Genomic DNA, 13,903 nt, shown 5'->3' with positions numbered 1-13,903 from the left:
CGGATCAGCCGAATCCCAGCTCGGCACAACCGAACCCGGATACCCGCTGTCACTTCCAAGCAGGCAGGACAGGCAGCGGCCCGGCAAGGTCGGCCCCGTCGGAGCGACCGAGAAGCCAAGCAAGCAAGGCACTCGCGTGCCCCGAGACCGTGTGATCCGGTTCGCCGGCACCGATAGTCGCAGTGAATCCGGTATCGACGGCATTGACCGCGAATGCCGTTGTGGGAGCCTCGGATTTGGCCGCGACCTTCGTGAGATCGATCGCCGCTTCCGGCAGCAGCCGGGCGACAAACGACTCGGGCCAATCCGCGGGCTGGTAACCGAGACCGAGATCCACATGATGAATCTCCACCTCCCGCAACCGCATCCACGGAATGAACGAGCCGGGCATCTCCCCACCCTGCCGATTACGCACAGTGGCGGTCCAGGCCGCCTCAGGAGCCGTACGCGCCAGCTCGAGCCAATGCGCCGCCGTGGCCTCGACATCGGCGAGCTGCTCAGCCAACGGCCGTGGCGCCCCGTCCTCGATGTCCTGATCCCGAACGGAAACACTTACATACTGCGGAGTTACAACCCCGGTCCGCGCCCACGTCAGCAAATTCACCAAACTGTCCGCATTCCGAGCCATATGCGCCAGCACATGTCCCCGCGTCCACCCAGGCAACAACGAAGGCTCCCCCACCTCCGTCTCACTCATCCCCTTGACACTCTCGAGCAGCCGAGCGGTCCCCTCAGCCACTTGATCGATCACATCAACAGGAGCGGCGGAATCAGCACTGGTCACCCCCCGAACCCTAATCCGCCCAACCGAACCCAGTCCACAAAACGAGCCCGCTTGGATGCGTCGTGCCGGAAGAATCGGTTGCATGACTGGTCTCGTGCTGACCGCGGAACGGCGAACCGAGCTGGCGGCGCTGCTGGATGACGAGCAGCGGCTTCGGACCCAGTATCCGAAGGTCGCGGAGTACTTGGATACGGCGCCGAGGTTGCCCGGGACCGATGATCCGGCCGCTGACGCGGCGTTCGACCTACGGGTCCTGCATTACGCAACCGGCGGTGAATCACCAACAGGCAACCCGTACTGGGACATTGTCGCGCCCTCGCTGAGCACCGTGGGTGGTCGACGGGTGGTTAACGGCGGCCGTTCGAAGGGCAGCCCGCGCCTCGCGTATGCCGAGACGATCTTGCAGGATCTCTTCGCTTACGCGGTGCCCTCACCCGAGACCATCACGTGGATCCGGCAGTTCGCCCAAGGACGCAAGGTGCTGGAGCTGGGCGCCGGCCGCGGTTATTGGAGCGGCCAGCTGGCTACGGCCGGCGTCGATATTGCGGCGTTCGACTCCAACCCACCCGGGACCGGGAACGCTTCATTCTCTGCAGCGCCTGGGCAGCGTGATGGGTGGTTCCCCGTCGGAGACCTGGCCCAGTTCGAGGACGAGCCCAAAGATGGCTCCGTCCTGTTCCTGTGCTGGCCTCCGGGGTGGGGCGATCCGATGGCGTCGAATGCACTGCGAGCCTTCGAGGAAGCAGGCGGAGAACACCTCGTCTACACCGGAGAACCCAAGGGCGGAAAGACCGGTAACCACCGCCCGCCCAGCGGCATTGCAGGGCATACAGCACGGCAGCATCTGACTCTCACCAGGGCATCTGGCATGCGACAGTCGCTGCCGTGAACCCGCGCTACGCCATGGCAGGCTCGGGACACCCGCCAATTCCCCGCCGTGACAGTGGAGGTGTCCAACGTCTCTGGAGGGTTGTTCGATTCGACCAACGCACGACCCTGGCCCTAGACGTCCAGGGTCTGCCGAACGAAGGGAGCAACAGAGTTGAAAAAGATGGCAGCGGTACTGATAGCGGCTGGCGCGGCAGCACTGATGGTGGCGGGCATCCCGAACGCCTCCGCCAAACCGCACACTGGGACGTATTCCGGCTGCGTCGCCGAACCCCAGGACGTCGAAAACCAGGACGACGCGGGCGACAGGTTTTCCATCACAGCGAAAAAGTGCAAACCCAGCCGCCTTGCGCCGCGGAGCGGCACAGCTCAAGATGTCAAGCTCGCTGTCACGACAACGAACGGCACGTTCCATATCTTCTGCACGAAGGCGACAGTCCGCAAAAAGGGCACCGAGGTCAGCGGCGAGGATTGCATATCCGATGCCCACCTCATCCCTTCCGGCTAGACCGGGATTGCCTCTGCAAGAACGCGGCGGAACAAGCGCGGTTCTGAGGTGACTGAATGGCGCACCCAGGAAGGGGGTCCGGGGGGCGAAGCCCCGCCGGGTGGGGTGTGGGGGCTTCGCCCCCACAAAGGCACTGAACGAAATTCGCCCCGGCTCGCGCTCTTCGCGAGCACAAAACCGGAGCGAATGAAGTGCGCCCGAAGGGATTCGAACCCCTAACCTCTTGATCCGTAGTCAAGTGCTCTATCCGTTGAGCTACGGGCGCATAGTTATTCAGTTGTTCTTGCCCGGCGAACCGGGCTTGGCGGAGGCGAGAGGATTTGAACCTCCGGTCCCCGTGAAGGGACAACTCATTAGCAGTGAGTCCCATTCGGCCGCTCTGGCACGCCTCCTGGAGCCTTCTCTTCGAGGGCACCGGTCCTTTCGAACCGCCGAGCATGAAGATTACAGCAGGCACTGCGCAGAGTACAAAACGCCTGGTTAGCTACCGTAAGTTGCTGTCGAACCAGTCGAAGATGCGGGTTTGGGCGGCGATGAAATCGGCGTCGTCCTCGTCGTCGGGGCCGGGGTGGTCGGCGCGGTGGTGCAGGCCGGGGTAGCTGACGACGAGGGAGGCGACGGAGGCGCGGCCGGTGGCGTCGCGGAGTTGGTCGATGTGCGCGGGCGGGGTGTGCGGGTCGTCGGCGCCGTAGAGCCCGAGCCAGGGTGCTTGCAGGCCGGGGGCGGCTTGGACCAGGGCGTCGCAGTCGTCGGTGAGGGGTTCGATGATGCCGGGGGCGGCGACGCTGACGGCGGCGCCGACCGGGCGGTTGGTGGCGACGAGGAAGGCGGCGGTGCCGGCGTGGTCGAAGCCGAGGACGCCGATGCAGTCGGGGAAGACGCCGTGCGCGGTGAGCCAGTCGTGGCAGGCGTCGAAGTCGTCGAAGAGTTCGTCGCCGAAGACTTCGTGAGAAGGATCACCGTTGGCGCGGTGGAAGAGGTTGGGCGCGACGACGGTCCAGCCGTCGAGCGAGAGCGACTGCATGAGGTCCAGCAACGGTGCGGTGAACTCGCGGGACTCGTGCAGGACGACGATGGCGCCGCGGGCATGCCCCTCCGGCTCTATCACCATGATCGGCACTTGCTTGTCGGCGTCAGGACGCTCCGCCAGTGCAGTGGCTCGGCGTAGGGGGGCAATATCGTCATAGGTGCCCGACATGGAATCCAGAGTAGGGCGAGAGCCTGATCTTGGCGAGAAGTTGCACGTGAGCGCGTTCTAACCGCAATTTTTCCGGTACGGACGACCCTGTCCCCGTTTAGGGTGAGGGGGTGAGCGCGCAGATCCGGCCGGACCTTTCCTCTATTCCGGCATACACCCCAGGCCGCAGCTATCCCGGCGCCGTCAAGCTCGCCAGCAACGAGACCACGCTGCCGCCGTTGCCGGCGGCGGCGAAGGCGATCGGCGAGGCCGCCGAGCTGGCGCACCGTTATCCCGACAATCAGGCCACCGAACTGCGCGCGGCGCTCGCGGATTTCCTGGGTGTCACGGTGGAGCAGGTGGCCGTCGGCTGCGGCAGCGTCGCGCTGTTGCAGGAGCTGGTGCAGATCACCTGCAGCTCGCCGCAGGACGAGGTGGTGTTCGCGTGGCGCTCGTTCGAGGCGTATCCGATCGTTACGCAGGTCGGTCACGCGACGGCCGTGCAGGTGCCGCTGACCTCGGATCATGTGCACGATCTGGACGCGCTGGCGGCGGCGGTGACGCCGCGGACGAAGCTGGTGTTCGTCTGTAACCCGAACAACCCGACCGGGACCGCGGTGGGCCGGGACGCGCTGGTGCGCTTCCTGGATGCCGTGCCGTCGGATGTGCTGATCGTGCTCGACGAGGCGTACTTCGAATACCTGCGGATGGCCGAGTCCGGCCAGTGCCCGAATGGTGTCGAACTCGGCCGTGGTCGCCCGAATGTCATTGTGCTGCGCACGTTTTCCAAGGCGTATGGCTTGGCGGGTCTGCGGGTCGGTTACGCGGTCGGTGATCCGGAGGTCATCACCGCGCTGATGAAGGTGCATATTCCGTTCAGCGTGAACCGGGTGGCGCAGGCGGCGGCGATCGCGTCGCTGGAGTCGCGCGGGGAGCTGCTCGACCGCACCGACGCCCTGATCGTGGAGCGGGAGCGGGTCCGGGAAGCGATGCTCGCGGCCGGGTACGACGTGCCGCCGAGCGAAACGAACTTCGTCTGGCTGCCCCTGGGCGGGCGCAGCGGCGCCTTCGCGGAGGCGAGTGCGGACGCGGGAGTTCTGGTGCGGCCCTACGCTTCCGACGGCGTGCGCGTCACCATCGGTGACTCGCACGAGAACGATCTGTTCCTGCAGTTCGCGACCGATCCGGAAGTCGCCGGACGCTTCAGCTGAGACCGGCCGAAACAGCCGGCCAGGAGGCGGCCAGCTCGTCGACCCAGTACGGCCAGGAGTGGGTGCCGGTGGAGCGCAGGTTCACCGTGGCCGGGATGCGCAGTGCGGCAAGGCGTTCGGCGAGGGAACGGGTGCAGGTGAAGGCGCCGGCCTCCAATGGACCGCCGAAGCCGATGGCGCTGATCACCTCCGGATTGCCCGGCACGTCGTACTTGCCGGGCATGCCGCTGCCCGCGGACAGATAGATCGCTTTGCCGCGCAACGCTTCCGCCTGCGAGAGTACATCGTGGGCGCGCCACTGCGGGTCGTCCTCGGTGCCGAACATGTTGTCCGCCTTGCCGTTATAGGTGGCGACCACGGCGCGGGCCTGAGCCTGGCCGGTGTCGCTGCCCATTTCGTAGCAGCCGCTGTGCCCGGCCACCGCGGCGTACAGCTCCGGCTGCCGGACCGCCAGCATCAGCGCGCCTTCGGCGCCCATCGAGACGCCCATGACGGCGTTGCGGCCGTTGCCGTCGAACCGGGCGTTGATCAGCGGGGGCAGTTCGTCGGTCAGGAAGGTTTCCCACCTGTTCAGACCCAACACTGGGTCCTCGCGGTACCAGTCGGTGTAATAGCTGGCCGGGCCGCCGACAGTGAGCACGACGGTGACGTCTTTGTCTTCGAAGAATTCCGCGGCGCCGCCGAGGACGGTCCAGTTGTTGCTCTCGGACTTCGCGCTGCGGCCGTCCAGCATGTAGACGACGGGGCGGGGCTGAGAAGTGTTGCGCGGCAGCAGAACCTGCACCTCGACGGTGCGGTGCATGGCGGGCGAGGAGACGAACACTCGGAGCTTACGATCGCTGACCTGGGTGATGCTTTCGATGAAGGGTCTGTCGGGCGTCGGGCTGGTGGGCTCGGCCGGGTCCGGCTTGTCCGACGAGCCGCTGTTCGGCTTGGCCGGGGCGTCGGCGAGGGAAAAGGGCGTCCCGACTGCCGCCGCACCCGCTAGCAGGGCGGCGGTGACGAGCACGCCGGATAATCGACGTAAAGCCAGGGCCGACGACTTTGTCCGGATGTGCTCGGAAAAGGTTCTGCGCCGAGACCGCATAGCGCCATACTGCCAGAAATGTACGGTTTCTCCCGCGCGCCAGCGGTTCTCGCGGCGAGTTATGCGGGTGCGTCGAGGTTTTCCTGCCACCGGCGTTCGACTCCGAACAGGCGCCAGACGGCGACCGCCACCGCCCAGGTGAGCACGAACAGGCCGACGATGATGTAGCCGAGGGCGCCGAGATCCAGGTTGCCGATCCAGGCGACGGGCCCGCCTTCGATGCCGAGTTTCTCCACGAAGATCGAGATGATCTCCTGGCCGCCGATGAGCAGCGCTACCGCGACCGAGAGGCCGGTGATCACCAGGTTGTAGTAGATCTTGCGGACCGGCTTGGCGAAAGCCCAGTCGTAAGCGTAGCTCATGAAGGAGCCGTCGAGCGAGTCGAACAGGGTCATACCGGCCGAGAACAGCACGGGCAGAACGAGAATCGAGTACCACGGCAGACCGGTCGCGGCCGCGCCGCCGGCGATGACCAGCAGGCCCACCTCGGTCACGGTGTCGAAGCCGAGGCCGAAGAGCAGGCCGACGGGGTACATGTGCCGGGGCTTGCGGACCAGGCGGACCACCGGGTTCAGGACGCGGTTGAGCAGCCCACGGTTGTCGAGTTCGCGTTCCAGGGCGGCTTCGTCGAATTCGCCGCGGCGCATGCCGCGGAACACGCGCCAGATGCCCAGCAGGGAGGCCAGGTTCAGCAGGCCGATCGCGATCAGGAAGGTGCCGGAGACGCTGGTGCCCCACAGGCCGGTCCAGCGCTGCAGGGACGAATCCTCGTCCTCGAGGTTGGCGGCGAGGGCGCGGACGCCGAAGGCCAGCAGCGCGACCAGGATGAACACCACGCTGGAGTGACCCAGGGCGAACCAGAACCCGACGGTCTGGACCTTCTGCTTGCCGTTCTCCGCGACCAGTTTCCGGGTGGTGTTGTCGATGGCGGCGATGTGGTCGGCGTCGAAGGCGTGCCGCATGCCGAGGGTGTAGGCGGTGACGCCGAGACCGACGCCGAATACCGCGCCGCCGACCATGTGGTTGCCCGGCACCACGAACAGGAGCAGGGTGCCCCAGCCGAGAATATGGAGTGCGATGACGGCCGCCGCCATCCCGATCACGCTGCGCACAAGACCTCGCTACCTCGATGAACCGATCGTTAAACGGTACGACAGGCGTGTGACAGCGATGTTGCCCAGAAGCCCCTGGCAAACCTCGATTCGGTCGCTTGACTGACAGCGCACGCCAATCCAGCTGGGATTACGCCGAATTCGGGCACACAGTCAGCACACTGGTCGTACGCTTTTCTACGGGCCTTCGTCCCCCTTTCCGGGGCGTTGGCTACCTCACGGCATCGCCGGAACACGGTCCGGCCGCGCTCCCCCGATGCCGTCCGGTGTCCGCTGCGCATACCTCGCGCGAACTCTCGCGAGGCCTTGGCCGCACGGCGCCACCCCTGCCGGCGCGCGCCGGTGATCGATCCACGCTCCACGTTCGATGTCTTGTCTGTTTCTCGCAGTACCTGATGCCCGACCGGAGAAAATCGTGAACCAAATGTTGCCCGTTCGCCAGTTCCACCATCTCACCGACGCAGGCGCTTTCGGCCCGGAGCAAGTACGGCGGCTGCGCGAGTGCGACGAATTCTTCCGACAACCCGAACTGGCGCACCTGCCGAGCCATCGCCGCCGCGTCGCATTGCGCGAACTCGAACACGAAGCCGTCTACGAGCAGACCGCCGAGGAAATCCTGATCGGAGCCAAACTCGCCTGGCGCAACCATGCCCGCTGCGTCGGCCGGAAGCATTGGCGCACACTGAAATTGATTGATGCGCGGCACGTGCGCACCGCCCAGGACCTGGCAGAGGCCTGCTGGGAGCATTTACGCCTGGCGACCAATGGCGGCGCCGTTCAATCCATGATCACGGTCGGCCCGCCGCGCCGGCCCGACGGCCGCGAATTCCGCATCGTCTCACCACAACTCATTCGCTACGCCGGGTATCGCAACGGCGACGGCACCGTCACCGGTGACGCCGCCCACATCGCGATCACCGAATTCGCGCACAAGCTCGGCTGGCGCGGTGCGGGCACCCCGTTCGACATCCTGCCGGTGCTGATCAGCACTCCGGACGAGCCGATCCGCTGGTTCGACGTGCCCCAGGAGCTCGCGCGCGAAGTCGATCTGGAACACCCCGACTTCGACTGGTTCGCCGGACTCGGCCTGAAATGGCATGCGCTACCGGTGGTTTCGAACATGGACCTGGAGATCGGCGGCGTCACCTACCCGTGCGCGCCGTTCAACGGCTGGTACGTCGGCACCGAGATCGGCGCCCGCAACCTCTCCGACGCCAACCGCTACAACATGCTCCCGCTGATCGCCGAGATGATGGGCCTGGACACTTCCGCCGCCCGCACCCTCTGGCGGGACCAGGCCCTGATCGAACTCAACCGCGCGGTGCTCTACAGCTACCGCAAGTCCGGGGTCTACGTGGTCGACCATCACACCGTCGCCAAACAGTTCTGCGACCACGTCGCCCGCGAACAAGCCGCGGGCCGCACCTGCCCCACCGACTGGTCCTGGGTCAACCCGCCGATCTCCTCGGGCCTGACGCCGACCTTCCACCGCTACTTCGATCCGCCGGACGACTCGATCCGGCCGAACTTCGTACGCAGAGGATAGAAAGCGGAGACGGAGGGATTTGAACCCCCGGTCGATCTCTCGACGCTCGCTTTCAAGGCGAGTGCATTCGGCCGCTCTGCCACGTCTCCAGGGCCCCGATGCTATCGCACCCGTCGGACCGCACGCGCGCCGATTACCTGGTCGACGCGGGCGCAGACCTCGGGGATGACGGCGAGCTGGTCGGGGCCCTGACTTTCAGCGAGTGCTGGCGATCAGCGAACGGTCCAGTTCGGCGGGTGACGCACAGCCGGCCAGGCCGAGTGCGGAGTCGAAATCGGCGAGAAGGAGGCGAAGGGCGTGCCGGGCGCCCGCGCGACCGCCGATGCCGAGACCGTAGGCCCAGGGGCGGCCGTAGAGGACTGCCTTCGCGCCGAGCGCCAAGGCGACCAGCACGTCGGAGCCGGTGCGGATGCCGGAGTCGAAGAGGACGTCGGCGCGGTCGCCGATGGTGGCGACCACCGCGGGCAGCGCGTCCAGGGAACCGATCGCTCCGTCTACTTGGCGGCCGCCGTGGTTGCTGACGATCACCGCGTCGGCGCCCGCGTCCACGACCTGGCGGGCGTCGTCGGGGTGCTGGATGCCCTTCACCGCGATCGGCAGATCGGTCCATTCGCGCAGGTGCGCGAGATCGGCGGGTCGCAGGGTGTGGTTGCCGAACAGCCCGACCCAGGTGAGGACCGCGATCTGCATCGCCTCCGGGCTCTCCTCCGGCGGATTCGGCAGTTTGGCGCGAAACACCGGATCGGACAGGTAGTTCGCGATGCCCTTGCCGTGCAGGAACGGCAGGTGCGCCAGTTCGAGATCGCGCGGCCGCCAGCCCAGGCTCGGGGTATCGACGGTGACCACAATGGCTTTCGCGCCCGCGCGCTCGGCACGTTCGACGAAGGAGCGGGCCAGCTCGTCGTCGTTGGGCCAGTACAGCTGGTACCACCAGTCGCCCGCGGCCGCGCCGACCTCCTCGATGGTGGAGGACGCCGCGGTGGACAGCACCGTGCCGATGCCGAGCTCCTTGGTGACGTCGGCGACGATCACCTCGCCTTTGTCGTGCATCAACTCCAGCACGCCGATCGGGGCGGTCAGTACCGGCGCGGCCAGCTTGGTCCCGAGCACTTCCACCGACAGATCGCGCGCGCCGGGCCCGGTGGTGCCACGCAGCATGCGCGGCACGATCCGGTGCCGGTCGAACGCGGACCGGTTCGCCGCGGCGGTCCGCTCCGACGACGCGCTGCCCGCGACATAGGCGAACTCGGCCGCGCCCAGCACCTCGCGGGCGCGCTGCTCCAATCCCGCTGCCGTCATCGGCAATTCGGGCACCGCGCCACCCAGTCCGGCCAGGTAGATCTCGTTCTGGAAGTCGATAAAGCTGCTCACGGCGGGAACGCTAGTCCCTCCCCCGGACTCGTGCGGGGGAATCTCCCGAGCCTCAGCTATCCGGGCTGGGGCAGGATGGGGGTATGCGCGGAATCAGGCTGAACGGGTTCGGTGGGCCGGAGGTCATGGAGTGGGCCGAGGTGCCCGATCCGGTCCTCGGGCCTGGCGAGGTGCTGATCGACGTGGCCGCGGCCGGGGTGAACCGCGCGGATCTGTTGCAGCGGCAGGGGTTCTACGCGCCGCCGCCGGGCGCCAGCGAGATCATAGGGCTGGAGGTGTCCGGGGTGGTCGCCGAAGTCGGTGCGGGCGTGCGGGATTGGGAAACCGGCGATCGGGTATGCGCGCTGCTGTCCGGGGGCGGGTATGCCGAGCGCGTCGTGGCGCCGGCCGGGCAACTGTTGCCGGTGCCCGAGGGGATGGATCTCGCTGCGGCGGCCGGGCTTCCGGAGGTCGCGGCCACGGTGTGGTCGAACCTGGTGCTGACCGCCGGGTTGCACGCCGGGCAGCTGGTGCTGATCCACGGCGGCGGCAGCGGGATCGGCACGCACGCCATCCAGATCGCGGTGCAACGCGGCGCCCGGGTCGCGGTGACGGCAGGGTCGGACGAGAAGTTGAAGCAGTGCGCGGAGCTCGGTGCGAGCGTGCTGATCAACTATCGGGAGCAGGATTTCGTGGAGGTCATCCGCGGCCAGCAGTCCGGCGCGGGCGGGCCGGGCGCGGACATCATTCTCGACAACATGGGCGCGGCCTACCTGGCGCGCAATGTGGAGGCACTGGCCGATCACGGTCACCTGGTGGTGATCGGCATGCAGGGCGGTGCCAAAGCGGAGCTGAATCTCGCTGCACTGCTTGGCAAATGGGGCACCATCCACGCCACCAACCTGCGTAAACGACCCACCACCGGCACGCACAGCAAGGCCGAGGTCATCGCCGACGTCACCCGCCACGTGTGGCCGCTGCTCGCCGACGGCCGGATCGCCCCTGTGATCCACGCCGAACTACCGATCACCGAAGTAGCCCAGGCTCACCAGATGCTCGACGACTCAGGCACCTTCGGAAAGGTCACCCTCCGAGTCACGCACTGACGGCATCCCGGATGTATGCAAATCGTGCACTTCGGCCGAGAAACTGGTCGTAATCGCCCGATTGGGCGGAAAACTGCACGATTCGCATACTGTGCTCGCGGAGACGGGGGATCAGTCGAGGGCGGTGAGGGCGCGGCCCAGCTGGTCGATTTCGAATTTGGTTGTGTACGGGGCCAATCCGATGGTGACGGCGCCGCCTTCGTCGTTGACGCCCAGCGCGTCGAGCAACCGGCTACCGCCGTGCACACCGCTCAGCGTGCCGATGCGGGCGTCCGCGAGCTTCGCCGCGACCTTCTCCGCTTGCATTCCCGCGAGCGTGAACGACACCGTCGGGATGCGGGTCGAGGCCCGGCCGATGACAGTGAGGTTGGGGACCTTGTCGAGCACGTCCATCAGGTGCTCGAACAGCTGATCGTGATAGTCCTGCAGCGAAGTGATCGACATTTCCAGGCGCTCGCGCCGCGTGCCGGAGGCCCGTTCGTCCAGGCCGGCGAGGAAATCGATGGAGGTGGTGAGACCGGCCAGCAGCGCGTACTGATGGCCGCCGACCTCGAGGCGTTCGGCGCCTTTGGCGTACGGATTCAACGACATCGACGGAATCCGGTCGAGGAACGCCGGGTCGCGGAAGACCAGCGCGCCGATCTGCGGGCCACCCCACGCGGGCGCGCTGAGCGCGATCACGTCGGCGTTGAGTTCGTCGATATCGATGAGCGCGTACGGGGCCGCGCCGACCGCGTCGGCAACCAGCAGGCCACCTACTTCGTGCACCCGGTCCGCCGCGACCCGCACCGCGGGCGCGGAACCCACGATCGGGGACGCGGCCGTCAACGCCACCAGCCGGGCGGTGGGCCCGATCAATTCCTCGAACTGCCAGGACGGCATCTCGCAGGTCTCGATCTCCACCTCGGCCCAGCGCACGTGCGCGCCATATCGATTCGCGATGCGCAGCCACGGCGCGACATTGGCTTCATCGTCCAGCCGGGACAGCACGATGCCGGTGCCGAGCCCGAGCCGGGAGCTGAGCGACTCCGCCAGCCAGGCCAGCAGCACCGCGCGATCAGGCCCGAGGACCACGCCCGCCGGGTCGCCGCCGACGAGATCGGCGACCGCCTCGCGCGCCGAGTCCAGGATGGCGGCGCTGCGCACGGCGGCGCCGTTACGACCGATGTGCGAGAAGGCGGACGTGCGGAAACCCGTTGACACGGCACGCGATACCGAATCCGGAACCAGCATGCCCGCCTGCGGGTCGAAGTGGATCCAGCCGTCGCCCAGGGACGGTATCAGGCCCCGAACCCTCGCGACGTCGTAAGTCATGCTGGCCACTCTAAGGGCAGCGGGCGAGGCTGCGTAACCGTGTTCCACCTGACTGGCAGATGGCACCGCAGCGACCGGGGTGAATGCATGGCAACCGACTTTCAGCAAAATCCGAACCACACGACGACCCGAACAGTTTAGGCCGCCCGGCCCTTACATAAACACGGACCGGCAAGCCTCGAGAACGGATGACATGATGGGGGTCATGACGCATTCGGATGACGCACCCGATTCCATCGTTGTGGTCGGACCCGACGGGCGGCACCTGGTCATCCCGGCCGATGCCGGTACTCCGCTGAACGCCCAGGTGGTTTCCGACGACGAGCCCGGCGCCGCGGATGACGGCGCGGAGGCCGCCGAATCGCTGGCCGACATGGTCGAGCAGCCCGCCAAGGTGATGCGCATCGGCACCATGATCAAGCAGCTGCTCGAAGAGGTGCGCGCGGCACCGCTGGACGACGCCAGCCGCACCCGGCTGCGCGAGATCCACCGGTCCTCGGTGCGCGAACTGGAGCAGGGCCTGGCGCCGGAACTCCGCGACGAACTGGAACGCCTGACCCTTCCCTTCACCGATGACGCCGTGCCCACCGACGCCGAACTCCGCATCGCGCAGGCGCAGCTGGTCGGCTGGCTCGAAGGCCTGTTCCACGGAATCCAGACCGCGCTGTTCGCCCAGCAGATGGCCGCCCGCGCCCAGCTGGAGCAGATGCGTCAAGGTGCGCTGCCGCCCGGCAGTCACGCGAGCGAATCCCGTACCGGCAGGCCGGACCACGTGACGGGTGGTTCCGGGCAGTACCTGTAGGCCCGTTCCGGACGATCCGGTCACCGTGGTTCCGGCCGTTCTCGGTCAAATTCGCAAGGGTAGTGTCGAGCACCGTGTCCGCCGCTGCCGCTCGCCCCGACTCCGACGTGAGTGCGGTGCGTCCTGAAGAAAGCACAGTGCCTGTGACCACCGACGAACCCCTCGCCGCGGAAGCCGTTCCGGCGGAGCCGATCGTGTCGGATTCGCAGACCTTCCAACGGGCGTTCAAAGATTTCCGCGACGGTTTCAACCAGCGTGAACTGTGGTTGTCGCTGGGCTGGCAGGACATCAAGCAGCGCTACCGCCGCTCGGTGCTCGGCCCGTTCTGGATCACCATCGCCACCGGCCTGCAGGCCGCGGCGATGGGCATTCTCTATGCGACGCTGCTGAATCAGCCGCTGACCGAATACCTGCCGTATGTGACGGTCGGCCTGATCGTCTGGAATGTGATCCAGGCCAGCCTGATCGAGGGCTCGGAGGTGTTCATCGCCAACGAGGGCCTGATCAAACAGCTGCCGTCGGCGTTGAGCGTGCACGTCTATCGCCTGGTGTGGCGGCAATTCCTCTTCTTTGCGCACAACATGGCCATTTATGCCGTGCTGCTGGTCGCGTTCAGCGTTTGGAAGAATCTCGATTGGTCCGTGCTGCTGGCGGTTCCGGCGATCCTGCTGCTGTTCCTGAATGCGGCGTGGGTGTCGATCGTGTTCGGCATCTTCAGCACCCGCTACCGCGATATCGCGCCCATTCTGTCCAGCACCACGCTGATGCTGTTCGTGCTGACGCCGGTGATGTGGACGACCAAGACCCTGCAGTCGGTGGGCGGCGGCGACCGGGCCAAGATCGTCGAGCTCGTGCCCACTTTCCACTACCTCGAAATCGTGCGAGCCCCCCTGCTCGGCGAGCCGTCGGGCTGGGACCACTGGGCGATCGTGGGGACGATCACCCTGATCGGCTGGATCGTCGCGATCTTCGCCATGAAGCGGTACCGTTCGCGCGTGCCCTACTGGGTATAAGGAGC

13 protein-coding genes and 3 tRNA genes are annotated in these 13,903 nt (G+C 66.8%); 7 read left to right on the top strand and 9 right to left on the bottom strand.

From position 1 onward, the window contains the following. Positions 1-49 precede the first annotated feature (49 nt). The gene (locus IBX22_RS18535; protein WP_194816792.1) at positions 50-868 is read right to left on the bottom strand and encodes a maleylpyruvate isomerase family mycothiol-dependent enzyme; all 819 of its coding nucleotides are present in this window, start codon (positions 866-868) and stop codon (positions 50-52) included. Between the two features lie 10 nt (positions 869-878). Here IBX22_RS18535 and IBX22_RS18530 point away from each other — a divergent pair, with 10 nt between their 5' ends. Together IBX22_RS18530 and IBX22_RS18525 are read left to right on the top strand one after the other, a co-directional pair. After that, positions 879-1,673 (top strand): hypothetical protein, encoded by a 795-nt coding sequence (locus IBX22_RS18530; protein WP_194816791.1) that lies wholly within the window; start codon positions 879-881, stop codon positions 1,671-1,673. 162 nt (positions 1,674-1,835) lie between these two features. Beyond that, complete coding sequence (locus IBX22_RS18525; RefSeq protein WP_194816790.1) at positions 1,836-2,180, top strand: hypothetical protein; 345 nt, start codon at positions 1,836-1,838, stop codon at positions 2,178-2,180. A 192-nt stretch (positions 2,181-2,372) separates the two neighbouring features. On the opposite strand, the gene IBX22_RS18520 is transcribed toward IBX22_RS18525, so the two are convergent. The 3 genes from IBX22_RS18520 to IBX22_RS18510 form a co-directional block, all read right to left on the bottom strand. Continuing rightward, a tRNA-Arg gene (locus IBX22_RS18520) sits at positions 2,373-2,445 on the bottom strand. A gap of 37 nt (positions 2,446-2,482) precedes the next feature. Continuing rightward, positions 2,483-2,572, bottom strand: a tRNA-Ser gene (locus IBX22_RS18515). Positions 2,573-2,664: 92 nt separating this feature from the next. Next, positions 2,665-3,378 (bottom strand): dienelactone hydrolase family protein, encoded by a 714-nt coding sequence (locus IBX22_RS18510; protein ID WP_194816789.1) that lies wholly within the window; start codon positions 3,376-3,378, stop codon positions 2,665-2,667. Between the two features lie 110 nt (positions 3,379-3,488). Between IBX22_RS18510 and hisC the strand changes: the two genes are divergently transcribed. After that, on the top strand, positions 3,489-4,568 hold the full coding sequence (hisC, locus tag IBX22_RS18505; RefSeq protein ID WP_194816788.1) for a histidinol-phosphate transaminase: 1,080 nt from the start codon (positions 3,489-3,491) through the stop codon (positions 4,566-4,568). On the opposite strand, the gene IBX22_RS18500 is transcribed toward hisC, so the two are convergent. Both IBX22_RS18500 and IBX22_RS18495 read right to left on the bottom strand, forming a co-directional pair. Further along, the gene (locus IBX22_RS18500; protein WP_194816787.1) at positions 4,561-5,655 is read right to left on the bottom strand and encodes an alpha/beta hydrolase family protein; all 1,095 of its coding nucleotides are present in this window, start codon (positions 5,653-5,655) and stop codon (positions 4,561-4,563) included. The genes hisC and IBX22_RS18500 overlap by 8 nt on opposite strands. Before the next feature lie 59 nt (positions 5,656-5,714). Then, positions 5,715-6,749: a HoxN/HupN/NixA family nickel/cobalt transporter gene (locus IBX22_RS18495; RefSeq protein ID WP_194817785.1), complete on the bottom strand. Its 1,035-nt coding sequence runs from the start codon at positions 6,747-6,749 to the stop codon at positions 5,715-5,717. A 442-nt stretch (positions 6,750-7,191) separates the two neighbouring features. Here IBX22_RS18495 and IBX22_RS18490 point away from each other — a divergent pair, with 442 nt between their 5' ends. After that, the gene (locus IBX22_RS18490) at positions 7,192-8,313 is read left to right on the top strand and encodes a nitric oxide synthase oxygenase (protein ID WP_194816786.1); all 1,122 of its coding nucleotides are present in this window, start codon (positions 7,192-7,194) and stop codon (positions 8,311-8,313) included. A gap of 4 nt (positions 8,314-8,317) precedes the next feature. Here IBX22_RS18490 and IBX22_RS18485 read toward each other — a convergent pair. Beyond that, positions 8,318-8,402, bottom strand: a tRNA-Ser gene (locus tag IBX22_RS18485). A 106-nt stretch (positions 8,403-8,508) separates the two neighbouring features. Continuing rightward, positions 8,509-9,684, bottom strand: coding sequence for a lactate 2-monooxygenase (locus IBX22_RS18480; protein WP_194816785.1), 1,176 nt, complete (start codon positions 9,682-9,684; stop codon positions 8,509-8,511). An 83-nt stretch (positions 9,685-9,767) separates the two neighbouring features. Between IBX22_RS18480 and IBX22_RS18475 the strand changes: the two genes are divergently transcribed. Then, positions 9,768-10,769 carry an NAD(P)H-quinone oxidoreductase gene (locus tag IBX22_RS18475; protein WP_194816784.1) on the top strand — a complete coding sequence of 334 codons (1,002 nt, stop codon included), beginning with the start codon at positions 9,768-9,770 and terminating at the stop codon, positions 10,767-10,769. A gap of 111 nt (positions 10,770-10,880) precedes the next feature. On the opposite strand, the gene IBX22_RS18470 is transcribed toward IBX22_RS18475, so the two are convergent. Then, positions 10,881-12,083, bottom strand: coding sequence for a cysteine desulfurase-like protein (locus IBX22_RS18470; RefSeq protein ID WP_194816783.1), 1,203 nt, complete (start codon positions 12,081-12,083; stop codon positions 10,881-10,883). Positions 12,084-12,288: 205 nt separating this feature from the next. Between IBX22_RS18470 and IBX22_RS18465 the strand changes: the two genes are divergently transcribed. Then, positions 12,289-12,885: a bacterial proteasome activator family protein gene (locus IBX22_RS18465; protein ID WP_194816782.1), complete on the top strand. Its 597-nt coding sequence runs from the start codon at positions 12,289-12,291 to the stop codon at positions 12,883-12,885. A gap of 137 nt (positions 12,886-13,022) precedes the next feature. Then, a complete protein-coding gene (locus IBX22_RS18460) occupies positions 13,023-13,898 on the top strand; it encodes an ABC transporter permease (RefSeq protein ID WP_375540252.1) in 876 nt (291 codons plus the stop codon). Positions 13,899-13,903: the final 5 nt, after the last annotated feature.

The organism is Nocardia sp. XZ_19_385 (assembly GCF_015355755.1).
Classification (GTDB): domain Bacteria; phylum Actinomycetota; class Actinomycetes; order Mycobacteriales; family Mycobacteriaceae; genus Nocardia.
This window is presented reverse-complemented; position numbering and strand designations above follow the sequence as displayed.